Here is a 21,745-nt window from a genome sequence, read left to right as displayed (position 1 = left end):
TCGATGTCCGCAACCGAAGGTTCTTTGTTGCCCAACCCCGGTCGCGGACTGGCCGTCGCCGGCGCTCTCGTCGCCGGCGCGGTCGCCCTCCTCGGCATTGCGTTCGCGGCCGGGTGGCTGAAACCGGAGCACACGGCCACGGCCGCCGCCGCACCACCGGAGGCCGGATCGACACCGGCGGAACAGATGTGGCGGCTGCTGATCGCGGTCGCCGTGGTCTGCGCGCTGGCGACCGTCTTCGGCCGGCTCGCCCGGCTGATCGGCCAGCCACCGGTGGTCGGGGAAATCATCGCCGGACTGGTGCTCGGGCCGTCCGTGATCGGATCGCTGGCACCGTGGCTGTTCGACGCGATCTTGCCGGCCGAGGTCCTGCCCAATCTGAACCTGCTGGCTCAGGCAGGGCTGGCGATCTTCATGTTCACCGTCGGCGCCGACTTCGGCCGGGACGGAGTCGGCCGCGACCGAGGGGCGATCGCCGGCGGCAGCCTCGCGATCATGGCCGTCCCCTTCGCTCTCGGGGTGGTCGTGGCGCTGCCGCTGTTCTCCACCCTGGCCGGCCAAGGCGTCGACAGGTTGCCGTTCGCAATCTTCATCGGTACTGCGCTCAGCATCACCGCCTTCCCGGTGCTGGCCCGGATCGTCCAGGACTGTGGTCTGCTCGGCAGCCGGCTCGGCTCGCTCGCCATGCTGTGTGCCGCCGTCGCCGACGTACTGGCCTGGTGTGCGCTCGCGATCGTGCTGGCGATGATCCGGTCCGCGGATCCCGCTGACGCCCTCGTGGCGCTCGTTCTGACCATCCTGCTCGGAGCTGCCACCGTGCTGGTCCTCAAGCCGCTCCTGCGGCTGCTCGCCGACCGGTACGCCGATCCGCTGCCCACCCCGATCCTGGTGCTGCTGGTGCTGGGCCTGATCCTCGGTCTCGCGGCAGCAACCGACGCGATCGGCGTCCACGCGATCTTCGGTGGCTTCCTGGCCGGCATCGTGCTGCCGAAGGACAGCCTCCCGGTACGACAGGTGGCCGATCAGCTCGGCGGGCTGAACCGCGCCCTGCTGGTGCCTGTCTTCTTCGCCTCGATCGGACTGCGCACCGACGTCACCGCGGCGGTGTCGCATCCGCAGGTCCTTGCGGCTGGTGGCCTGCTGTTGGTTGCCGCGGTCCTGGGCAAGTTCCTGGGCGCCGTACCGGTTGCTCGGGGCGGTGGACTACCAGGCCGCTCCGCAATCGGTCTGGGCGTCCTGATGAACGCCCGGGGCATCACCGAGATTGTCGTACTGTCCGCAGGTCTGAGTGTCGGCATCATCAATCAGAGCGCTTTCACGGTGATGGTGATGATGGCCCTGATCACCACGATGATGGCCGCACCGCTGTTGCGGCTGCTCGGACCGGCCATCCGAGAACGTAGCGCGACCGGGCAACTACCCACTGGTGATACGTATGCCAGCGGTGACGCCGCACCCGTGATTCGGTGACGGCACGACTACGTCGAGGTGACGCCGCCGGTGATCGAATAGCGCGCGAAGGCAGCACTGACGACGACCGGGGCAGCGTGAGGCACAGGTCGCTCCAAAGGTTTTGCCGAGTGAGGTTTCACCCAGCCCGCACGCCCTTGCGAGCTAGCTGCGGACGTCCACCGACGGCCGCAGGTCACACCTGTGCCTTTGTGCTCCCGTGTTGTCGCCGGTCTGCGAGGATCAGCGAAAGGACGTGGAACGTGTCGACGATCTCGCCACGCAAAACTGAACGGACGCCCGAGCGGAATCGCCATCACCACGATTCCGGACCCACCCTCGAGGTGCTTCTCGGCCGGGCACTGGCCTCCGACTGGTCAGCCTGGAAGGAGCTGGAGGGACGCTACGGCCACCTGCTGCTCCACGCGGCTCGTGGCGTGGGCCTCAGCCACAGCGACGCCGGCGACGTCGCGCAGCTCACCTGGCTGCGGCTGTGGCAGCACGGTCGCCAGATCCGCGACCCCGAATGCCTTCCCGCCTGGCTGGCCGCCACCGCCCGGCGAGAGGGACTGCGACTGGCCCTCAGCCGGAAGCGGTACCTGCTGTACGCCGACCCGACGGCCGAGCACAGCGACGGCCAGCGCACCGCCGTGGTCGACGTGTACCCGGTCGACGGCGAGTACGAACCGACCACCGAGCAGGCGTTGCGCCGGCTGCCCGGACGCTACCAGCGGCTGATCCGGCTGCTGATGTCCGACAGCTGCCCGTCGTACACGGAGATCGCGGAGATGCTGAACCTGCCGATCGGCAGCATCGGCCCGATGCGGATGCGGGCGCTCCAGATGCTCCGCCGTACCCCTGAACTGGCGCCGGCCTTCGCAGCAGCGAGCTGACCGGAGCCTGGCGAGTCGCCGCGACCGCCCAGAGGAGCAGCCCCCGGCTCCTCTGGCCGCGCGACTCGATGCCATCAGCAACAAAATGGTTGCCGCCACCGCCGAGCGTTCACACTAGGGCTTGAAGCCTTCTTGCTGGGTTTCTTCGGTGGCTACTCGGACGCCGTAGTGGTAGGCGAGTTTGCCGCCGAGCCAGCCGGAGGCGCCGAGGATGCTGAGGGCAACGAGGCTCAGGATGAAGCCGACGACCGTGGTTTCCTCGATGTCGTTCGCTGCTCGCACGAACAGGCCGACGACGAACAGCACGATGGCCGTCAGGTTCAGGCACATGTGGGTCACGCCGGTCCGGAACGCCGGCGTACCGCGGGGAATGTTGAGCAGGTCCAGCAACCCGACCGCTCCGGCCATCACGGCGCCCGCCAGGCCGATCAAAATCAGCCAGTACGCGCCTTGCGCGAACGCGGAGTCGTCCCCGGCCAGCGCCACCACGTCGAAAACCACGCTGGCCACCCACGACCCGATCGGCACGGTCACCAGCACCGGGTGAAACGGATGCCCGTACGGCCCCGCCACCACCGTCTTCGGGTATTTCCCCCGCCCGGCAGCCCCAACGCTCAGATCCCGGCTCATCACGACCTCCAGACCCCGACGGCTTTACTGCTCAGTACCCCTTTCCGCCTCAAACCATCGCTTGTTTCGGTGTTTGACGCCGAGGAGGGTGGAGAGGCCGGGGAGGGCGGAGAGGGTGAAGGCCAGGGCTGTAGTCAGGAGGAGGGCCGTTGGCATCAGTACGGCGTACTTGGTGGCGATGCTCGCGTTCCACTCGACCACGTAGTACGCGATCAGCAGGATCACCGGCTGGTGGATGAGGAAGAACGGCATCGCCGCGCGGGCGACCGGCATTGGTAGCGGCCGCTGGAAGGCAGGGAGCCGGAGGCCGAGAGCCAGTACGGCGACCAGCCAGCCCCAGACGGCCAAGGTGATCAGCGTGGAGTAGTAGACGTACGGCCACGAGTAGCTCGGGTTCTCCCACCACTCCTCGAGGAAGTCGATGATCCCGGTCGCCACGCCGAGCACGAAAGCGCCAAGCCCCAAAGCCAGCCCGGGGACGGCGTCGCGGCGTACGGCCGCGATCAGGCGGGCGTCGGACAACACCAGACACCCGACCACGAAGAAGTCGAAGAAGAAGACGAACTCGCCCCAACCGTGCTCGGGACCAGGTGCGCCGTAGAGCAGCAGGTGCACCGGCACGAGCGGTACGGCGAGCAGCAGGATGCTCCCGCGCCGAGTACAGCGCACCGCGATCCAGTCGACCAGGCGACGGCCCGCGGGACCGCGCAACCACAGGAAGATCGGCAGACCAAGCAGCGCGAATTGCAACAGGTACACGAGAAACCAGAGGTGGTACGTGTCGCGCGCCCACAGCGGCGGATCACCACCCAGGTCGCTGAAGAACGCCTCCACGTCCTCCAGAAACGAGCCGTCGGACCGGCCCTTGTGATGCTCCTCGAGGTAGTACTGCGGCGGCGACAGCAGCACGTACGCGACGACGAACGGGACGAGCAGTCTGAGCAACCGCTCGCGCACGAACTCCCGACCGGTCCGCCACCGCAACGCCAGCCACGCGCTCGCCCCGGAGATCATGAAGAAGAACGCCAGCCCCCACAGGCCGAAGAACGCGATCGTGATCGAGATCGGCTCACTGACCTCGGCGTTCTTCACATGCCAGTCGCCGTCGTCGAACGGCCGCAGGGTGTGAAACAGGAAGACCCCGCCCACGGCCAGCACCCGCAACCAGTCCAGGAACCACAGCCGCCCCTCGCTCTCCATCCCGCAAGGATCGAGCAACCTCCCGGTCTGTACCACCCTGGTTTTTCCCTGTGGTCCGTTCGGCGGAATAGTCTGTTCACATGACCGATCGAGGGATGCAGGAGCTGGCGCTGCTGTTGCTGACCGCGCTCGCGAACGAACCACGGCACGGCTACGCGATCGCGCAGGAGGTCAAGACCATCACCGACGGCCGGGTGGTGACGCGGACCGGGGCCCTGTACGGCGCCTTGGACCGGTTGCTGGCGGACGGTTTGATCAAGGTCGAGCGCGAAGAGGTGGTGGCCGGCCGCGCCCGCCGGATCTTCGTCCTCACCCCGACCGGCCGCGAGCGCTTGGAAGCAGAGGCGGAGCGCCTGTCCGCCACCGCCCGCGAAGTCCGCCGCCGCCTGGCCGCCGGCACAGCCACTGCAACATGAGCCGAGACCCGGGCGGCCTTCTCCGGATCTATCCGGCTGCCCATCGAGCCGCCTACGGAGAAGAGATTCTCGACGTCCATCGTGAAATGACGCTGGACCTCTCCCGCCCAGCCCGGCTCCGAGCCGACGCCGACCTACTCGCCCACGCTCTCCGCGTCCGCCTCGGCCTCGACTCCGCCTCACCCGGCGGCCGCTTCTTCGCCCTCGCAGCGCCGCTCGCCCTAGGGGTCACCGCGGCGTACGGCGGGATCCAGTTGAGGAGCTGGTACGCCGGAGTCGCCATCTCCCCCGGCTCGACCTGGAGCCACCTCGCGACAACCGACGGCCGCCAAGCGCTGCAAGTGCTGTTCTTGACGTCCATGTGCCTCGGCGCAATCATCGCCCTCCTCGGCCGCCGGTCAACAGGCGCACCTCTGGCCATCGCCGGCCAGCTCGGTTACGCAGCACTCACACCTGTCTTGTACGGCGAAAGCCCGCTAGAGCCCATCGCCGCAGCCCTCACCGCAGCCGTCGTACTCGCCTCTCCCCCAGACCGCCGCGGCGACCGTCACCTCTCGGCAGTAGCCGGAGCCATGGCCGCCGCTGCGTGGTTCCCCGTCGCCCTCGTCCAGACGCGCAGTTTCGTCATAAGCACCGATTACGGCGTCTGGCCACTGCTCACCGCCCTCCTGACCGGCGCCGCCCTCGCTCTCCGCTCACGCCTGTCAGACCTACGCGGCCTGGCCGCCATCACGGCAGCGTCCCCACTCTTCCTCGCTCACGCCGCGACCCAAGGGATGCTCGGTTCGTAATAGTCCGCTGAAGTGAGTATTCTCCGAGACGTACTATCCAGGTGCGACGAGAGAAGACCATCGAGATGCCTTTCACGTTGGCTCACCCCGCGGTGGTCCTGCCGCTGCTCCGCCACCACGATCCGGCAGCCGACCACCTCGGTACCAAGTCCCGGCGGCTGGTGGTAGCGCTACTGATCGCAGCCCCGCTGTTAGGCGCTGCCGTCCTGATCCGCGACGACTACGACAACTACAGGAGCGTGACAACGTCCTGGGCCGCGGTCACCGAGGGCGTCTTGACCGGAGCAGCAAAGCGAGCCGGCGCCGCCCTCGCGGTCGCCTTGCTTCTCTACACGATCGCCTGGCACCTCACCACATATCGTCGGCGTATTGAAACTGCCATACGCCCTGGCAACATCAAGCTGCCTTGACTGGAGGCATGCCCTCCCTGACCGTCAAACCGATCAGCGTCTCCGAGCACCTGGCGTTCATCCGGACGCAGCCATCGGTCAGTTTCCTGCAGACCCCAGCGTGGGCCCACGTCAAGACCGAATGGCGCAGCGAGTCCCTCGGCTGGTACGACGGCCGCCAATTGGTCGGCGCCGGTCTCGTTCTGCACCGCTCGGTACCGCGACTCGACCGCTACACCCTGGCTTACCTCGCCGAGGGCCCAGCCATCGACTGGAGTGGCGAGATCGACAGGTGGCTCGACCCGCTGGCGACCTACCTCAGGGAACACGGCGCGTTCGCGATCCGGCTCGGCCCACCGGTGCACACCCACACCTGGAGCGCCGCCCAGGTCAAGGAGGGCATCGCCGACCCGGGCATCGAGCGACTCACCGACCTGCCGGGTCAGGCCTACCCGGTCGGCTCTGGCGTCCACATCCAGCTCAGCGCGGCCGGGTGGCTGCCGCAGAACCCGGAGAGCGGCTTCGGGACCGGGCATCCGCAGTACAGGTTCGAGATTCCGTTGGCCGGCCGGACCGAGGACGCCCTGCTCAAGGGCATGAACCAGCAGTGGCGCCGCAACATCAAGAAGGCCGCCAAGGAAGGTGTCGAGGTCGAGCTGGGGACCAGTGCGGAACTGAAGGCGTTCCACGATCTCTACGTCCACACCGCCGAGCGCGACCACTTCACGCCCCGGCCCCTGCGGTACTTCGAAACCATGTTCGCGGCGATGAGTGCCGAGGATCCCGAGCGGATCAAGCTCTACCTGGCCCGCCACCAGGGCGAGCTGGTCGCCGCCACCATCTTGATCCGCGTCGGCGGCCACGCGTGGTACGCCTACGGCGCCTCCTCCACCGAGAAGCGCGAGGTGCGCGGCTCGAACGCCTGCCAGTGGGCGATGATCCGCGACTCACTGGCGGCCGGGTGCGACGTGTACGACCTGCGCGGCATCACACCCACCCTGGACGCCGACGACCCACACGTCGGCCTGATCCAGTTCAAGGTCGGCACCGGCGGCCAAGCAGTCCGCTACGCCGGCGAGTGGGACCTCCCGCTCCGATCGATCACCTACCGCGCCTTCGACCTCTACATGAAACGCCGCGAGTCCAGGAGAAAACGTCCCTGAAGATCCGGCCACCGACCCTCAGCCGTCGGAGCGTTCACTCAGTCGCTCGCGCCGCTGGCGTGCGCAGATGGACAGGACCCGGCTCACGAACACGACGGCCAGGGCGACGAGGCAGAGAGTGAGGGTCACGTTGTCCAGTGAAGCGAGCGCGATGTTCTCGGTACGTATGGAGTTTTGGATACGCGGGCGATACACCCCGCTGGCTTGACTGGCAGCCATGATCTTCAGCGAACCAGTACCCACTGCGGCCCCCCGCACCGGATCGCTGGCATCCTGGTGCAGCTCGGCTTTGCTGACAACAAGAATCACCGTCTACAACTGCGAGCCGGACGAGGCCGCTCTGTTCCGGGAGCTTGCTCTTCGGCACGGCGTGGTACCGGCCATCACCGAGGAACCCGTGTCCGAAGCCACGGCCGACTTGGCCGCCGGGAGCCGCTGCATCAGCGTCGGTCACAAGACCCAGATCACCAACGCCACGTTGCGGGCGCTGAGCCAGGCCGGCGTGCAGTACATCTCCACCCGGAGCATCGGCTACAACCACCTCGACGTCGACTACGCGGAGAGCATCGGCCTTCAGATCGAGAACGCCCCGTACTCGCCCGACGGCGTGGCCGACTACACGCTCATGTTGATGCTGATGCTGCTCCGGCAGGCCAAGTCGATCATTCGCCGGACGGACGTTCACGACTACCGGCTGAACGAGGCTCGCGGGAAGGAACTGCGCGACCTGACCGTCGGGGTGGTCGGAACCGGACGCATCGGCGCGGCGGTGATGGAGAGGTTGCAGGGCTTCGGCTGCCAAGTGCTTGCCTATGACAACCACCCCGCGACCTCCGCCGACTACGTCCCGCTCGACGAGCTGCTCCAGCTGAGCGACCTCGTCACACTGCACACTCCGCTGACCGCTGAGACTCACCACCTCCTGAACGCCCAGCGGATCGAGCGAATGAAACCGGGGGCCTTCGTCGTGAACACCGGCCGTGGCGCCCTGCTGGACACCGAGGCCATGGTGCCTGCTCTGGAGAACGGAAGGCTCGGCGGCGCCGCGCTGGACGTGCTCGAAGGAGAGGAAGGAATCTTCTACGCCGACTGCCGGGACCAACCCCTGGACAGCAAGGCACTGGTGCGGCTGCAGGAACTGCCGAACGTGATCATCAGCCCGCACACCGCCTACTACACCGACCGCGCCCTGACCGACACCGTCGAGAACTCTCTGGCCAACTGCCTGAGGTTCGAACGCAGAAAGCAGCAATGGATATGAAGATCGGCATCATCTTCGGGGGCAGCTCCGAGGAACACGACGTCTCCGTCAAGTCCGCCCGGGAGGTCGCGAAGAGTCTCGACACCGACAAGTTCGAACCGTTCTACCTCGGGATCACCAAGAGCGGCGCCTGGAAGCTCTGTGATGGGCCCGAAGGGAACTGGGAAGAGGGCAACTGCCGGCCGGCCGTACTGTCCCCGGACCGCAGCGTCCACGGCCTGCTCGTCCTGGAGCAGGGCGGCTACGAAGAGATCCGGCTGGACGCGGTGCTGTCCGTCCTGCACGGCAAACAAGGCGAGGACGGCGCGATCCAGGGCCTGCTGGAACTGTCCGGCATCCCGTACGTCGGCTGCGACATCCAGAGCTCGGCGTTGGCCATGGACAAATCCCTCACCTACCTGGTCGCCAGGAGCGCGGGCGTCGCCACCCCGAACTTCTGGACGTTCACCCCGGACGAGAAGATCGACGCCGGCCGGCTGAACTATCCGGTGTTCGTGAAGCCGGCCCGCTCGGGATCGTCGTTCGGGGTCAGCAAGGTCTCGTCGGAAGCGGAGTTGCCGGCCGCGGTGGAGACCGCCCGGCAGTACGACGCGAAGATCGTGATCGAGGAAGCCGTGGCCGGCAGCGAGATCGGCTGCGCCATCCTCGGCAACGAGCAGCACCTGATCGCGGGTGAGGTGGACCAGATCTCGTTGACGCACGGCTTCTTCAAGATCCATCTGGAAGACGATCCCGAAAGCGGGTCGGAGAACTCGACGATCATCGTGCCCGCCGACATCTCGGCGGCGTCGCGCTCGCTCGTCCAGGAGACCGCGAAGGTGGTCTATCGCGCGCTGGGCTGCCGCGGACTTGCCCGGGTGGACCTGTTCCTCACCGCCGACGGGAAGGTGATCCTCAACGAGGTCAACACGCTGCCCGGCCTGACCTCCTACAGCCGCTATCCGAGGATGATGGCCGCCGCCGGCCTGTCGCTGACCGAAGTGCTCGACCGGGTGGTTTCGCTGGCGGTGACGGGGAAGATCCAGTGAATGCGGACTTCGTCTACGTGGACGAAGTCGTGCCCGGTATCCGCTGGGATGCGAAGTACGCCACCTGGGACAACTTCACCGGTCGCCCGGTGGACGGCTACCTGGCCAATCGCATCGTCGGTACGACGGCCCTGTGCGCGGCGCTGGACAGTGCGCAGGGCAAGGCCGAGTCCGTCGGCATGGGCCTGCTCATCTGGGACGGCTACCGGCCACAACGTGCGGTCGACTGCTTCCTGCGCTGGTCGACGCAGCCGGAGGACGGCGTGACGAAACAACGCCACTATCCGAACATCGACCGCAGCGAGATGGTCGGCAAGGGCTACGTGGCAGCCAAGTCGGGCCACACCCGGGGCAGTGCCGTCGACCTGACGCTCTATCACCTGCACACCGGTGAACTCGCTGCTATGGGCGGTGGTCATGACTTGATGGACCCGATCTCCCATCACGACGCGGAAAGCATCACGCCGGCCGAGGCGCAGAACCGTCAGCTGCTCTGCTCGATCATGGAGGACTGCGGCTTCCGCCGGTACGACAGCGAGTGGTGGCACTACACCCTCACCGATGAGCCCTACCCGGACCTGTACTTCGACTTCCCCGTCGGGGGCGCGGAGTGACGGGACCACGCGTCGTTGTCGCCGGTGGCCATTCGGCCGGCCACATCGAGCCCATGATGAACTTCGCCGATGCGCTGCGCCGGCTCGAGCCCACCGCCGAGGTCGTTGCCCTCGGCACCGTCCGCGGCCTGGACACCACCCTCATCCCGGCGCGCGGCTACCCACTCGAACTCATCCCGCCGGTACCGCTGCAGCGGAAACTGAACAGGGAGCTGCTGCAGACGCCAGGCAAGTTGCGCGACTCGGTACTGGCGGCCGGGGAAGTGCTCGATCGCGTGCAGGCCGAGGTAGTGGTGGGCTTCGGCGGCTACGTGGCAGCACCGGCCTACCTCGCCGCCCACAGGCGAGGCATACCGATCGTCGTGCACGAGGCGAACGCGCGGCCGGGAGTGGCGAACCGGCTGGCCGCCCGGATGACAACGCATGTGTACACCGCGTCGCCGAGTGTCCGGCTGGCTCACGCCACAGCCATCGGGATCCCACTGCGGCCGTCGATCACTGGGCTCAACCGGCCCGCGCAACGCGAAGCCGCCCGGCAGCGGTTCGGGCTGCGACCCGAGGGTCCGGTCCTGCTGGTCACCGGCGGCTCGCAGGGCGCTCGGACGATCAACACCGCGGTAGCCGGCACGGCTGGGGCGTTGGGGGCGAACGGCGTACAGGTGCTGCACATCACCGGGCCGCAGCACACGATCGAAGTACCGGCTGGTGAACCGCCCTATGTGGCGTTGCCCTATGTGGACGAGATGCAGTACGCGTACGCCGCGGCCGACTTCGTGATCTGCCGCTCGGGCGCGATGACGTGTGCCGAGCTCACCGCTGTCGGCCTGCCCGCCGCGTACGTCCCGCTGCCGCTGCGCGGCGGTGAGCAGCGACTGAACGCCGAGCCGGTCGTCGGGGCGGGCGGCGCACTGCTCGTCGACAACGCCGAGCTCGACTGTGCCTGGATCGAGACGACTCTGCTCCCGATCCTCACCGATCCTGCTCGGATCGCGGCGATGTCGGCCCGGGCGTCGGCGAGCGGTGCCCTCGACGCGGACGTCGTCCTGGCCCGGCACGTGCTCGCCGCCATCAACCCCCGGCGGGCAGTCGGACCTTGATGCGAAGGCCGCCACCGGGACGGGGAGTGAGCTTGACGGTTCCGTCGTGGGCCTGGGCGATGCTCTTGACGATCGCCAAGCCGAGGCCCACGCCGGCGTGGTCGGTGCGGACGCGTTGGGTGCCGCGCTGAAAAGGCTCGGTGAGGGTCGAGACCACCTGCGGGGACAGCTTCTGGCCGGTGTTCTCGACCTCGAGCACCACGAAACCGGAGCGAGCGCTGGTCCTGACCCAGACCGTGCCGTGTTCCGGCAGGTTGTGGACGATCGCGTTGTGCACGAGGTTCGTTGTCAGCTGCAACAGCAACGCGTGGGAGCCGACGGTCGTGGCTTTGTCGCCGGAGGTCTCGATGGTGACGCCGTGTTTCTCTGCGAGTGGCAGCAACGTTTCCGTCGCTTCCTCCGCCGCGAGCGACAGGTCGACGTCCTCACGGGTGAAAGCGCGCTGGTTGGCCCGGCTGAGCAGCAGGAGAGCCTCGGTGAGGTCGATCGCCCGGGTGTTGACGTAGTGGAGGCGGTCGACGAGGTCCTTGGTGTCGCGCCCCGGATCGTTCCGGGCCACCTCCAGCAGGGTCTGCGTGATCGCCAGTGGGGTGCGCAGTTCGTGAGAGGCGTTGGCCGCGAATCTCTTCTGTTCGGCGTCGTGGGCCTCGAGCTGCGCGAGCATGGTGTCGAAGGAGTCCGCGAGTTCACGGAACTCGTCGTTCCGGCCCTCCAGCAGGATCCGGTGCGACAGCGATCCGTTCGCGGCCAGCCGAGTCGCATTCGTGATCCGGGTCAGCGGCGCGAGCATGCTGCCGGCCAGGAGCCATCCACCCACCAGGCCGAAGACCAGCAGCGCGGCCAGCATGACGGCCACCCTGGGCAGGAACGCGACCACCAGATCGCTGCGGTCGGGGAAGTTCGGCCACAGATTGCCGGCGCCCGGTTGGCCTCTGATGCCGACGTCCGGGACGTAGCGCAACAGGAAGACCCACACCGCCAGGAGCAGCACGGCACCCGAGATCACGATCACGCCGGCATAGCTCAGTGTCAGTTTGAGCCGGACACTCCAGCCAGGCTCCCTAGCCACGGTCCCCGTCTCCGGCGCCGGAGCCTGTGTCGATGCGGTAGCCGACCCCGAGCACGGTGGCGATGATCCAGGGCTCGCCGAGCCGTTTGCGCAGCGCCGATACGGTGATGCGGACCGCGTTGGTGAAGGGGTCGGCGTTCTCGTCCCAGGCCCGTTCCAGCAACTCTTCGGCGCTGACCACACCGCCCTCGGCAGCGACGAGAACCTCCAGTACTGCGAACTGCTTGCGGGTCAGCGCCACATAGCGGCCGTCCCGGTAGACCTCGCGGCGGAACGGGTCCAGCCGCAGACCCGCGATCTCCCGCACCGGCGGCCGGTTGAGGCTGCGCCTGCGGTCGAGAGCCCGGAGCCGGAGTACCAGCTCCTGCAGCTCGAAGGGCTTGGTCAGGTAGTCGTCGGCGCCGAGCTCGAACCCGGAGGCCTTGTCGTCCAGCCGGTCCGCGGCGGTGAGCATCAGGATCGGCATGCCGGTGCCGGAGGCAACGATGCTCTTGGCGATCTCGTCACCGGACGGCCCGGGCACGTCGCGGTCGAGCACGGCGATGTCGTAGGAGTTGATGCTGAGCAGCTCCAGCGCGGTGTCCCCGTCGCCCGCGAGGTCGGCCGCGATCGCCTCCAGCCGCAACCCGTCCCGGATCGCCTCGGCCATCAACGGCTCGTCTTCTACGACCAACACACGCATGGCCACATGCTACGAGGCGGAACATATCGTCCGTATATCGAAAAGCCCATACGAACCGGCAACATCGCACTGCCTTGACTGGGCAGCATGAAGCACAGGGCATCGACACGAACAACGACTCGCCGGACCCTCGGCCTGCTGGTGATCACGGCCGCCGTGGCCGGAATCGTCCACCAGACCTCGGTGTTCTCGGTCGGCGAGGTCCTTCGCGGCGACCACCGCCTGACGACAGCCGAGAAGGGCGGCTCGCTCCCCGGCCAGGTGACCGTCTTCGACGACCAGTACCCCGGCGTGGCGAACCTCGAGCCCGAGTTGCTCAAGGCGCTGCGCCAGGCCGCGACGGACGCGGCTGACGACGGGGTGCGGTTCTACGTCAACAGCGGATGGCGCTCCCCGGAGTACCAGCGGAAGCTGCTGCGCGACGCGGTGGCGAAGTACGGCTCGGAGAAGGAGGCTGCTCGCTGGGTCGCCACTCCGGAAACGTCTCCGCACGTGTCCGGGAACGCGGTCGACATCGGGCGGTCCGACGCCACCGCGTGGCTGTCCGAGAACGGCGCGCGGTACGGCTTGTGCCAGATCTACGCCAACGAGCCCTGGCACTATGAACTCCGCCCCCAGGCGATCACCGACGGTTGCCCGCCGATGTACCCCGACCCGTCCCACGACCCACGGATGCGACGCTGAACGGACCGGCTCGGTCGGGACCTTCGGCCCTGGTGTGCTGTCTCCCGGTCCGGCGATGCTGGATAGACCAAGCCAGCTGGGAGTGAACGATGAGTATGCCGGGCCGACAGTTCGACCATTCCGGTCTGGAAATTCTCAGCCACACCGACTGCCACCGGTTGCTGCGATCCGTGCCGGTCGGCCGGCTCGTCTTCACCCAGGGCGCGCTGCCCGCGGTCCGGCTGGTGAACTTCCTGGTCGCCGACGGCGCCATCCTGTTCAGAACCTCGGACGGCGACAAGCTGCGCGCCGCCCAGCGAGGCGACGTGGTGGCGTTCGAGGTGGACGAGATCGACCAGGACCGGCACCTGGGCTGGACAGTGACCGCGATCGGGCATCTGTCCGTCGCCGACACCGAGGAGGACCCGCCACTCGGCGAGGCGCTCCCACTCCGCCCGTGGGCACCGCACCACGACGGTCATCTGATCCGGCTGGAGATCGAGTCCCTCCAAGGCCGCCGACTCCTCGCCTGGGCCCAACGCCTCCACGACAACTGACCTTGCCCGGCCATCACTTCGGCGGGCTGTTCCTGGCGCGTTCCACGGCGTAGACGGCGGCCTCGGTCCGGCGTTCCATGCCCAGCTTGCGGAGCAGGCCGGAGACGTAGTTCTTCACCGTCTTCTCGGCCAGGAACATCGCCTCCGCGATCTGCCGGTTGGTCTTGCCCTCGGCGATCAGGTCGAGGATCTTGCGCTCCTGCTCGGTCAGCGACTTGTACCGCGGGTCGTCGTCCTCGTCGGCGGGATGCCGCAACCGCTCCAGCACGGCCGTGGTCATCGCCGGGTCCAGCAGCGACTCGCCCGCCGCCAACCGGCGTACGGCGCCGACCAGGTCGGTCCCGCTCACCTGCTTGAGCAGGTAACCGGCCGCACCGGCCATGATCGCGGTGAACAGCGCCTCGTCGTCGGAGTACGACGTCAGCATCAGGCAGGCCGGCGGAACGTCCATCGCCGACCGGATCTCCCGGCACACCGCGATCCCGTCACCGTCCGGCAGCCGCACGTCCAGGACGGCGACATCCGGGCGCAACGCGGGCACCCGGGCGATCGCCTGCGCCGCCGTCCCCGCCTCGCCGATCACCTCGATATCGTCCTCAGCCTCCAGCAGCTGCCGCAGCCCGAGCCGGACCACCTCGTGATCGTCGAGCAAGAAGACCTTGATCGCCATGTCCCGCCTCTCCACACGCTCTCGCTGCCCAGCGTAGACCGGTTCCTCTTGTGATGACGCTGCGTACGCAGGCAGGTTCCCAATCCGGCAGCAGTTCCGTACGGTGGCGGCATGGGTGGGCGAGAGGACAAGCGGTCGGGGTCCTGGGACGACGGCGCGCTGGAGTTCGCCGAACTGTCCCGGGTCCGTCTCGATGCCCTGCTGCAGGAGTTGCTTGGGCGGGTCGACGAGATCATGGACTCCCAGGAACGGCTCCGCGCGCTGCTGGACGCCGTCGTCGGCATCGGCGCCGATCTCGACCTGAACAGCACCCTGGACCGAATCGTCACCGCCGCCTGCGAACTCGTCGGGGCCCGGTACGGCGCCCTCGGCGTGGTCGGCCCCGACGGCAAACGGCTGGTCCGCTTCATCACCCACGGCGTCAGCGCCGAGGAGATCGCCGCCATCGGCCCATACCCCGAGGGGCACGGCATCCTCGGCCTGCTGATCGACCACCCCACGCCCCTGCGGCTGACCGACCTGGCCGAACACCCCCGCTCGTTCGGGTTCCCCGCCAACCACCCGCCGATGCGCAGCTTCCTCGGCGTACCGATCCGGACCCGCGAGCACGCCTTCGGCAATCTCTACCTCACCGAGAAGGCCGAGGACGCCGACTTCACCGAGGACGACGAGCGGGCCGTCAGCGCACTGGCGGCCGCCGCCGGGGTCGTGATCGACAACGCCCGCCTGTACGCCGACACCGAACGCCGCCGCCGGTGGCACGAGATCACCGCCGAGATCACCCAGTTGATGCTCGGCGAGTTCGACTCCCAGCAGGCGTTGCAATTGATCGCCACTCGCGCCCGGGAGGTCTCGGGATCGGTACTCGGAGCGGTGCTGCTGCTCGACGAGGGTGACCTGGTCGTCGAGGCGATCGACGGGCCGGCGGAATTCACCAGCTATCTCGGCCGGCGGCTGCCGGCGGGCCGGCCGGCCATCACCGACGTACTCAATGGTGACGAGCAGGTCGTGGTCGAGGATCTGTCCGCCCTCGCCAAGGAGACCGGTGAGCTGGCCGGCTTCCCCGAGATCGGCGACCTGGGCCGCACCATCTTCGCGCCGCTCCCCGCGGGTGCCGCGACGGCCGGCGGGATCCTGATGGTCGCGGCCGAGCACAGCGCCGTCTTCGCGGTGTCGGTCGGTACCGACCTGGTCCGGATGTTCGCCAACCAGGCGACGCTGGCCCTCGACCGGGCCCAGGCCCAGCGCAATCGTTCGGTTCTCGCCGTCCTCGAAGACCGCGACCGGATCGCCCGAGACCTCCACGACCTGGTCATCCAGCGACTGTTCGCCACCGGCCTGCAACTGCAGGGCATGCACCGGATGGTCCAGCCTGACGTCCAGGAACGCATCACCCGCGCGGTCGAGGACATCGACGCCACCATCCGGGACCTGCGCGGCGCGATCTTCGAGCTGCAGAGCCAGCCCGGCAAACCCTCCCTGCGCACCGACCTGCAGACCCTCGTCGACGAGTACGCCGGTCCGCTGGGCTTCCGCCCCAAGCTGATCGTCACCGGCCCGATCGACACCGCCGTACCGGCCTCGGTCCGGCCCCAGATCATCGCCGCCGTCCGCGAATCCCTGTCCAACGTCGTCCGTCATGCCGAGGCCGGCAGCGTCACGGTCGAGATCATCGTCAGCGGAAGCGACGTCACCGCGCGGATCTCCGACGACGGCATCGGCATCACCTCGACCGATCGCCGCAGCGGCCTGCGCAACCTCGAGGAACGCGCCACCGCACTGGGTGGTGCCGTGCGGCTGGATTCGAACCAGCCCCACGGCACCGTGCTGGAGTTACGCGCGCCCCTCAACGCCACCCCCAGCTGAACAGTTCGTTCACCGCAGCCAGGAGTAGCGCTGGACGATGGGCAGCTGGGACCACTTCCGGCCGAGGCCCCAGACGTTGCCTGCGGCAACCATGGCGAGGGCGACCAGGGTGATGGCGCCGAGGATGTGGTCGTCGATGACCGGGTTGTTGTCCGGGGGCAGCACGGCGGTCCACATCATCAGGTAGAGCAGCGTGCCGGAGATCGCGGCGATCCGCATCCCGATACCCAGGGTGAGGGCCAGACCGATCCCCGCGAGAGCGAGCATGAACAGCGGCGTGACCCAGAAGTCGCCGACCAGCGAGTGGTAGAAGTTCTCGAACGGTCCGCTGGCGCCCTTGCCCAGGAACCCCGCGGTCGGGTCGCCGCCGTCGATCCAGCCCTTGCCGGCCGGGGTGGCGTAGCCGAGGCCGAAGACCTTGTCGACGAAGGCCCACAGGAACGTCAGGCCGAACGCGATCCGCAGTACGGCGAAAACCCGGGCTGTGGCCGTGGTCCGGGTCGGTACGGGATCGGACTTCACCGCAGGTGCGGGACTGTGCGGCCGGTGCGAGGTGGTGGTCATGGTCTGTTCCTTTCATCGGGACACCTTGATCGTCGCGGCCGGCCGGCCGGTCACGGCAGAGCACCTGGTCACGATCGCTGGTGCCAAAGGGCCCGACCAGAGGGGACCCTTGCCCGCAGCGCAACCGGTGGCTCCGGACCGAGGCTGGTACTGCGGGCAGCGAGCGCCGCCCGTTCTGTCGAGGAGGGTCCTGATGTCCGAAGCCCAGCTGTCCATGGAGCAGATCGACACCCTGCTCATCGCCGCGGTCGCCGCGCCGAGCATGCACAACACCCAGCCCTGGCGGTTCGAGGTGAGCGGCAACGTGATCGACGTCTTCCTGGACGGTTCCCGCGCGCTCCCCGCCGAGGACCCGACCGGCCGGGCGATGCGCATCGCGGCCGGCGCCGCGACCTTCAACCTGCGCTGCGCCGCGGCCTCGCTGAGTTACAGCAGCTGGTTCGGGCTGGTACCGGATCCGGCGCGGCCGGACCTGGTCGCCCGCGTCGTCGTCGAGCCCACCGACAACCCCGACCATGCCCTCAAGGAACTCGCCCAGCAGATCCCGCGCCGGCACACCAACCGCGAGCCGGCCCGGCCGGTGCGCGTGCTGGTCGAGGAGCGGATGGCGCTCAGCCAGGCCGCGATGGCCGACGGCGCCGAGCTCACCTGGCTGCCGGCCGACAAGGTCGACGAAGTGCTCAGGCTGCTGATCGACACCGACCTGCGCGAGATCGGCGACTGGCACCGCCGCGCCGAGCGCTCCCACTGGGTCGGCGGCGAACGCAGTACCGACGGTATTCCCAGCTCCGTCCTGGGACCGCGCTCGGCGGCCTACCCGTCTCCCGTCCGTGACCTCGGCACCCGGCCGACCGACCAGACTCGGATGCAAGCGACCTTCGAAGCCGAACCCACGTTGGCGATTCTCTCCACCGTCGGCGACTCGCTGACCGACCAGCTCACGGCCGGCCTCGCGCTGCAGCACACCCTGCTCGCTGCCACCCGCGACGGACTGAAGGCCGCCTTCCTCAACCAGTTGCTCGAGTACGACGACCTGCGCCGCACCGTCCAGCGCATCACCGGAAAGCCGGGCTACGCCCACATGGTGATCCGTTTCGGTCACTCCACCGGCCAGGCCACGACGCCCCGGCGTCCCATCTCGACCTTCGTCCATACCGCGCCCAGCGAGAGGTGACCTCGTGTTACCGCACCCCTGCCCCTCGATCGTGGTTGGTATCGACGGATCCGCCGACGGCCTGCTCGCCCTCGCCTGGGCCGCCGACCTTGCCGCGCGGCGCGGCTGGGGGGTCAGAGCGGTGCACGTTGTCGACGAGGAGACGCAAACGACCGGTGCCGGCGTCCTCGACGAGGCCGTCGAGGAGCTCCGCCGGCTCGGCTGCACCGACGCCACGTTCGAACTCGAGACCGGGAATCCCGCCGAGGTGCTGCTCAAGCTGTCGTCCGACGAACCGGTCCTGGTGGTCGGCCGGCGTGGCCTGGGTGGCTTTGCCGAACTGGTGATGGGCTCGACCTCACAGGTCTGCGCGGCACTGGCTCGCACCACGCTGGTCGTCGTACCAGACAGTTGGCAGCCCGTGCACGGTCCGCGGGGCCAGATCGTCGTCGGGGTCGACGGCTCGCACGCCTGTCAGGGCGCGATCAGGTTCGCCTTCGAGTCGGCCGCGGAACGTGGCGCCGAACTCTCCCTCGTCCACGTGCCCGACATACCGGAGAGCTTCCCGTCACCCGACCTCTGGCTCGACCCCGCCGACGCGCCCTGGCGGCACGACGCTCGCGTCATGGTGACCGAGGCACTGGCCGGCTGGGGCGACAAGTACCCGGACGTGGTGTTCAGGACGCACTACCGCCCCGGCCACCCCGTCCAGGTCCTCGCCAAAGAATCCCAGTACGCCGATCTGCTCGTCGTCGGCGGTCTCGGCAGATCCCAGTTCACGCCGCTACGCCTCGGCTCCGTCTCCCGCGGCGTTCTGCACTACGCCCGGTGCCCGGTCGCCATCGTCCACGACGGGGTCTCGGCCTGAGATCAGGGCAGGATCTCGATGTAACCGTCCGTTCCGTTGACCCGGATGCGCTGCCCGTCCTGGATCAGGCGGGTGGCGTTCTCCACCCCGACGACGGCCGGCAGGCCGTACTCCCGGGCCACCACTGCTCCATGGGTCATCTGGCCACCGACCTCCGTCACCAGACCTTCGATCGCGACGAACAGGGGCGACCAACTCGGGTCCGTGTAGGCGGTGACCAGGATGTCGCCCGGTTCGATGTCAGCCTCGGCCATGTCGAGGATGACGCGGGCGCGCCCCTCGATGGTCCCGGCCGACACAGGAAGGCCCACCAGCGCATCGGCTGGGAGGTCGTCGCGGCGATATGTCCCGGTGACGGACTCGCCGTCCGAGGTGAGCACGCGCGGCGGAGTGAGCGCTTGGTAGGACTCGAACGCGTCCTTCCGCTCCTGGATGAGCCCGTAGTCGACCTCATGCGTGCGCACCGCCTCGCGGAACTCCTCGAACCGGAGAAAGAAGACATCGTCCCTCTCGCGGAGCACCCCAGCACCCACCAGGCGGTCCGCTTCTCCTAGCAAGGCTAGCTTGTACACGAAGTACCGGCTGATCATCGCGTACTTCGGATACTCGCGGTACCCGGTGAAGGTCCGGGCCCGGTCGATCATCCGCTTGGTCTCTTCGGCCTTCTGCTCGCCGTCCGGCAAATCCCGCAGGCGCGCCAGGACGTCCTGTTCCTTCTTCAACGCCTCCTGCCGCCCCTGCTCGAAACGACGCTCCGCAGCGCCGTGCTCGAAGTTCCGGACGTTGCCCAGGAGCAGCGGTACCAGCGTGGTGGGCCGCTCACTCCAGCGCGGCCTGGTGATGTCGATCTCGCCGACGCAGCGCATGCCGTACTTGGCGAGGAACGCCTGGATGGCAGCCAGCGCTTCCGGCCCGCCCTCGACCTCGGTCAGACCGTCCAGAGAATCGCCCTCGACCTGTTCGAGAAAGGCCACCACCGCGGGGTGCGGACGGATCGCGTCCGCCACATCGAGAAGGGCCAGTCCCATCTCCGAGGTAACGTTGTGCGGGACGGACTGGGTGAGCGTGTCGGCCGCGTTCTTCTCGCCCAGCCACTCGAGCAGGTGCTCGTTGAGCCACCACGAGGCCTTCATCCCCGCCATCACCACCTCCAGGCTCCGGGGGATGCCCCACATCTGCTTGATGTTGGCAACGATGGCGTCGAAGACCTCGGGGCCGGACATGGTCGCGAGGTCACGCCGGGCGGCCTCGATGGAGCTCTGGATGTTCGCGACCAGCTCGGTGACGATGGCCGGGTCGGTGGCGATCGAGTCCGAGTCGCCGCCCGGTGGCGTCCAGGCGGGTCCCTCGTCCGGCAGCGTCGGGACGAAGTCGCCGCGGTCCAGGACGGATCGCAACGCGTCCCCGATCAGCGGATCGGACTTCCCCAGCGTCGCCACCAGTCCGTCCCGGCTGGCCGGCGAGGCCAGCATCTTGGTGACATCGACGAACAGTCTGCCGCCGGCCTCGGTCATCGGTGCGGGTGACGTCAACCGCCACACGGACAGTCCCAGCGGCTTCATCGGGTCGGTCATCATCTGCTGATGGCCGACCGAGACGTAGACATGGTTGCCTTGGTCCCCGATCTCCGGGAGCGGGAACAACGTCGTGATCGGGCGGCTCTGGACGATCTGGAAGCCGTCGTCGGCCAGGCACCACTCGATGTCCTGCGGCTGGCCGAAGTACGCCTCGATCTCCCGGCCCAACCGGGCAAGCCGGAGCACCTGCGCATCCGTCAGCGCGGCCCGGCCCCGCGACTCGGGCTCGATCGCCTGTTCCCGCGTCCCGCCTTCCGGCGACGCCAGGATTGCCAGTTGCTTGGTGCCGATCGTCTTGTCCACGACTTCGCCGTCGCGCACCTTGTAGACGTCCGCGTTCACCAGACCGGAGACCAACGCCTCCCCCAGGCCGAAACTCGCCTCCACCGTGGTGATCTTGCGGTTCGACGTGACCGGGTCGGCGGTGAACAAGATGCCGGCGACCTCCGACGAGACCATCCGCTGGACGACGACGGCCATCTGAACCCGGCGATGGTCGAAGCCGTTCCGCAGGCGATACGTCACGGCTCGCTCGGTGAACAGTGAGGCCCAGCAACGGCTGACGTGCTCGAGCACGGCCTTCGGCCCCACGACGTTCAGGTATGTGTCCTGCTGGCCCGCGAAGGAGGCGGTCGGCAAGTCCTCGGCCGTCGCGCTCGACCGGACGGCGTACGCGGCGTCCTCGCCGATCCGCGCGAGCGGTCCGATGATCGCCGCCGCCACCTCGTCAGGGATAACAATCTTCTCGATGCTTTCGCGGAGCTCCGCGCTGAGGGTCCGGATCGCTTCCCGGTCGTCCGGGGCCAGCAGGGCCAGTCGATCGAGCTGATCGTCGATCGACGGCTCCTCGGCCAGCACCCGGCGGAAGGCCTCCGTCGTCACGCAGTACCCCGCCGGTACGTCGACACCTTCCAGCCGGGCAAGCTCTCCCAGGTTCGCGCCTTTGCCTCCCACCACCGCGACCTGCGTCCGGTCGATCTCCGCGAAATCCAGCACGTAGCCGGATTCCGCGGACCGGGCCAGATTGTTGCCTTCTTCAAGCATTCGCTACTTCCCCACCGTGTCGGCAATGGCTTCGGTGGAGGATTCTCCAGCACCAACGGGGCCTTGCGGCAAGCCCCCTGTGCTGCTATACGTTAGTAGTG

General features: G+C 68.1%; 23 protein-coding genes. 15 read left to right on the top strand and 8 right to left on the bottom strand.

Annotated features, from left to right (window positions below):
* The first annotated feature begins 3 nt into the window (after nt 1–3).
* Together AB0F51_RS15975 and AB0F51_RS15970 are read left to right on the top strand one after the other, a co-directional pair.
* Entirely contained in the window at nt 4–1,470 is a 1,467-nt protein-coding gene (locus AB0F51_RS15975) for a cation:proton antiporter (protein ID WP_360280108.1), read from the top strand.
* Between the two features lie 242 nt (nt 1,471–1,712).
* Nucleotides 1,713–2,342, top strand: coding sequence for a sigma-70 family RNA polymerase sigma factor (locus AB0F51_RS15970; RefSeq protein WP_360280105.1), 630 nt, complete (start codon nt 1,713–1,715; stop codon nt 2,340–2,342).
* Between the two features lie 114 nt (nt 2,343–2,456).
* Here the strand turns inward: AB0F51_RS15970 and AB0F51_RS15965 are convergent, their stop codons facing one another.
* Both AB0F51_RS15965 and AB0F51_RS15960 read right to left on the bottom strand, forming a co-directional pair.
* The gene (locus AB0F51_RS15965) at nt 2,457–2,972 is read right to left on the bottom strand and encodes a DUF2231 domain-containing protein (protein WP_360280102.1); all 516 of its coding nucleotides are present in this window, start codon (nt 2,970–2,972) and stop codon (nt 2,457–2,459) included.
* Nucleotides 2,973–2,996: 24 nt separating this feature from the next.
* A complete protein-coding gene (locus tag AB0F51_RS15960; RefSeq protein WP_360280099.1) occupies nt 2,997–4,172 on the bottom strand; it encodes an acyltransferase in 1,176 nt (391 codons plus the stop codon).
* 80 nt (nt 4,173–4,252) lie between these two features.
* On the opposite strand from AB0F51_RS15960, the gene AB0F51_RS15955 reads away from it, so the two are divergent.
* The 4 genes from AB0F51_RS15955 to AB0F51_RS15940 are packed head-to-tail and all read left to right on the top strand — an operon-like array spanning nt 4,253 to nt 6,931.
* A complete protein-coding gene (locus AB0F51_RS15955; protein ID WP_360280097.1) occupies nt 4,253–4,588 on the top strand; it encodes a PadR family transcriptional regulator in 336 nt (111 codons plus the stop codon).
* Nucleotides 4,585–5,379, top strand: coding sequence for a hypothetical protein (locus AB0F51_RS15950; RefSeq protein ID WP_360280094.1), 795 nt, complete (start codon nt 4,585–4,587; stop codon nt 5,377–5,379). Before AB0F51_RS15955 ends, AB0F51_RS15950 begins: the two co-directional genes overlap by 4 nt.
* Before the next feature lie 41 nt (nt 5,380–5,420).
* A complete protein-coding gene (locus AB0F51_RS15945; RefSeq protein ID WP_360280091.1) occupies nt 5,421–5,789 on the top strand; it encodes a hypothetical protein in 369 nt (122 codons plus the stop codon).
* Nucleotides 5,790–5,797: 8 nt separating this feature from the next.
* Nucleotides 5,798–6,931: a peptidoglycan bridge formation glycyltransferase FemA/FemB family protein gene (locus tag AB0F51_RS15940; protein WP_360280087.1), complete on the top strand. Its 1,134-nt coding sequence runs from the start codon at nt 5,798–5,800 to the stop codon at nt 6,929–6,931.
* A gap of 18 nt (nt 6,932–6,949) precedes the next feature.
* Here the strand turns inward: AB0F51_RS15940 and AB0F51_RS15935 are convergent, their stop codons facing one another.
* On the bottom strand, nt 6,950–7,240 hold the full coding sequence (locus AB0F51_RS15935) for a hypothetical protein (protein ID WP_360281572.1): 291 nt from the start codon (nt 7,238–7,240) through the stop codon (nt 6,950–6,952).
* On the opposite strand from AB0F51_RS15935, the gene AB0F51_RS15930 reads away from it, so the two are divergent.
* From AB0F51_RS15930 to AB0F51_RS15915, 4 genes are read left to right on the top strand one after another with little or no spacing between them, the layout of a single operon-like run.
* Nucleotides 7,149–8,192, top strand: coding sequence for a D-isomer specific 2-hydroxyacid dehydrogenase family protein (locus AB0F51_RS15930; RefSeq protein ID WP_360280084.1), 1,044 nt, complete (start codon nt 7,149–7,151; stop codon nt 8,190–8,192). The genes AB0F51_RS15935 and AB0F51_RS15930 overlap by 92 nt on opposite strands.
* Nucleotides 8,189–9,220, top strand: coding sequence for a D-alanine--(R)-lactate ligase (gene vanA, locus AB0F51_RS15925; RefSeq protein WP_360280081.1), 1,032 nt, complete (start codon nt 8,189–8,191; stop codon nt 9,218–9,220). The genes AB0F51_RS15930 and vanA overlap by 4 nt, the downstream gene beginning before the upstream one ends.
* Complete coding sequence (gene vanX, locus AB0F51_RS15920; RefSeq protein ID WP_360280078.1) at nt 9,217–9,834, top strand: D-Ala-D-Ala dipeptidase VanX; 618 nt, start codon at nt 9,217–9,219, stop codon at nt 9,832–9,834. The genes vanA and vanX overlap by 4 nt, the downstream gene beginning before the upstream one ends.
* Nucleotides 9,831–10,931, top strand: coding sequence for a UDP-N-acetylglucosamine--N-acetylmuramyl-(pentapeptide) pyrophosphoryl-undecaprenol N-acetylglucosamine transferase (locus AB0F51_RS15915; protein WP_360280075.1), 1,101 nt, complete (start codon nt 9,831–9,833; stop codon nt 10,929–10,931). Before vanX ends, AB0F51_RS15915 begins: the two co-directional genes overlap by 4 nt.
* Here AB0F51_RS15915 and AB0F51_RS15910 read toward each other — a convergent pair.
* Both AB0F51_RS15910 and AB0F51_RS15905 read right to left on the bottom strand, forming a co-directional pair.
* The gene (locus AB0F51_RS15910; protein ID WP_360280072.1) at nt 10,903–12,000 is read right to left on the bottom strand and encodes a HAMP domain-containing sensor histidine kinase; all 1,098 of its coding nucleotides are present in this window, start codon (nt 11,998–12,000) and stop codon (nt 10,903–10,905) included. The two genes, AB0F51_RS15915 and AB0F51_RS15910, sit on opposite strands and share 29 nt — an antisense overlap.
* Nucleotides 11,993–12,682, bottom strand: coding sequence for a response regulator transcription factor (locus tag AB0F51_RS15905; RefSeq protein WP_360280069.1), 690 nt, complete (start codon nt 12,680–12,682; stop codon nt 11,993–11,995). The genes AB0F51_RS15910 and AB0F51_RS15905 overlap by 8 nt, the downstream gene beginning before the upstream one ends.
* 87 nt (nt 12,683–12,769) lie before the next feature.
* On the opposite strand from AB0F51_RS15905, the gene AB0F51_RS15900 reads away from it, so the two are divergent.
* Both AB0F51_RS15900 and AB0F51_RS15895 read left to right on the top strand, forming a co-directional pair.
* A complete protein-coding gene (locus tag AB0F51_RS15900; protein WP_360280066.1) occupies nt 12,770–13,366 on the top strand; it encodes a M15 family metallopeptidase in 597 nt (198 codons plus the stop codon).
* Nucleotides 13,367–13,455: 89 nt separating this feature from the next.
* Complete coding sequence (locus tag AB0F51_RS15895) at nt 13,456–13,902, top strand: pyridoxamine 5'-phosphate oxidase family protein (RefSeq protein ID WP_360280063.1); 447 nt, start codon at nt 13,456–13,458, stop codon at nt 13,900–13,902.
* Nucleotides 13,903–13,915: 13 nt separating this feature from the next.
* On the opposite strand, the gene AB0F51_RS15890 is transcribed toward AB0F51_RS15895, so the two are convergent.
* Complete coding sequence (locus AB0F51_RS15890; RefSeq protein WP_360280060.1) at nt 13,916–14,572, bottom strand: response regulator transcription factor; 657 nt, start codon at nt 14,570–14,572, stop codon at nt 13,916–13,918.
* A 111-nt stretch (nt 14,573–14,683) separates the two neighbouring features.
* On the opposite strand from AB0F51_RS15890, the gene AB0F51_RS15885 reads away from it, so the two are divergent.
* Nucleotides 14,684–16,438, top strand: a complete 1,755-nt coding sequence (locus tag AB0F51_RS15885; RefSeq protein WP_360280057.1) for a GAF domain-containing protein — start codon at nt 14,684–14,686, stop codon at nt 16,436–16,438.
* A gap of 9 nt (nt 16,439–16,447) precedes the next feature.
* On the opposite strand, the gene AB0F51_RS15880 is transcribed toward AB0F51_RS15885, so the two are convergent.
* Nucleotides 16,448–17,002, bottom strand: a complete 555-nt coding sequence (locus tag AB0F51_RS15880; RefSeq protein WP_360280054.1) for a hypothetical protein — start codon at nt 17,000–17,002, stop codon at nt 16,448–16,450.
* Nucleotides 17,003–17,195: 193 nt separating this feature from the next.
* Here AB0F51_RS15880 and AB0F51_RS15875 point away from each other — a divergent pair, with 193 nt between their 5' ends.
* Together AB0F51_RS15875 and AB0F51_RS15870 are read left to right on the top strand one after the other, a co-directional pair.
* Entirely contained in the window at nt 17,196–18,176 is a 981-nt protein-coding gene (locus AB0F51_RS15875) for a hypothetical protein (RefSeq protein WP_360280051.1), read from the top strand.
* A gap of 4 nt (nt 18,177–18,180) precedes the next feature.
* A complete protein-coding gene (locus AB0F51_RS15870) occupies nt 18,181–19,023 on the top strand; it encodes a universal stress protein (RefSeq protein WP_360280049.1) in 843 nt (280 codons plus the stop codon).
* Nucleotides 19,024–19,025: 2 nt separating this feature from the next.
* Here AB0F51_RS15870 and rph read toward each other — a convergent pair whose 3' ends face one another.
* Nucleotides 19,026–21,644, bottom strand: a complete 2,619-nt coding sequence (gene rph / locus AB0F51_RS15865) for a rifamycin-inactivating phosphotransferase (RefSeq protein WP_360280046.1) — start codon at nt 21,642–21,644, stop codon at nt 19,026–19,028.
* Nucleotides 21,645–21,745 lie beyond the last annotated feature (101 nt).

It is taken from the genome of Kribbella sp. NPDC023855, from assembly GCF_040639475.1.
Lineage (GTDB): Bacteria > Actinomycetota > Actinomycetes > Propionibacteriales > Kribbellaceae > Kribbella.
This window is presented reverse-complemented; position numbering and strand designations above follow the sequence as displayed.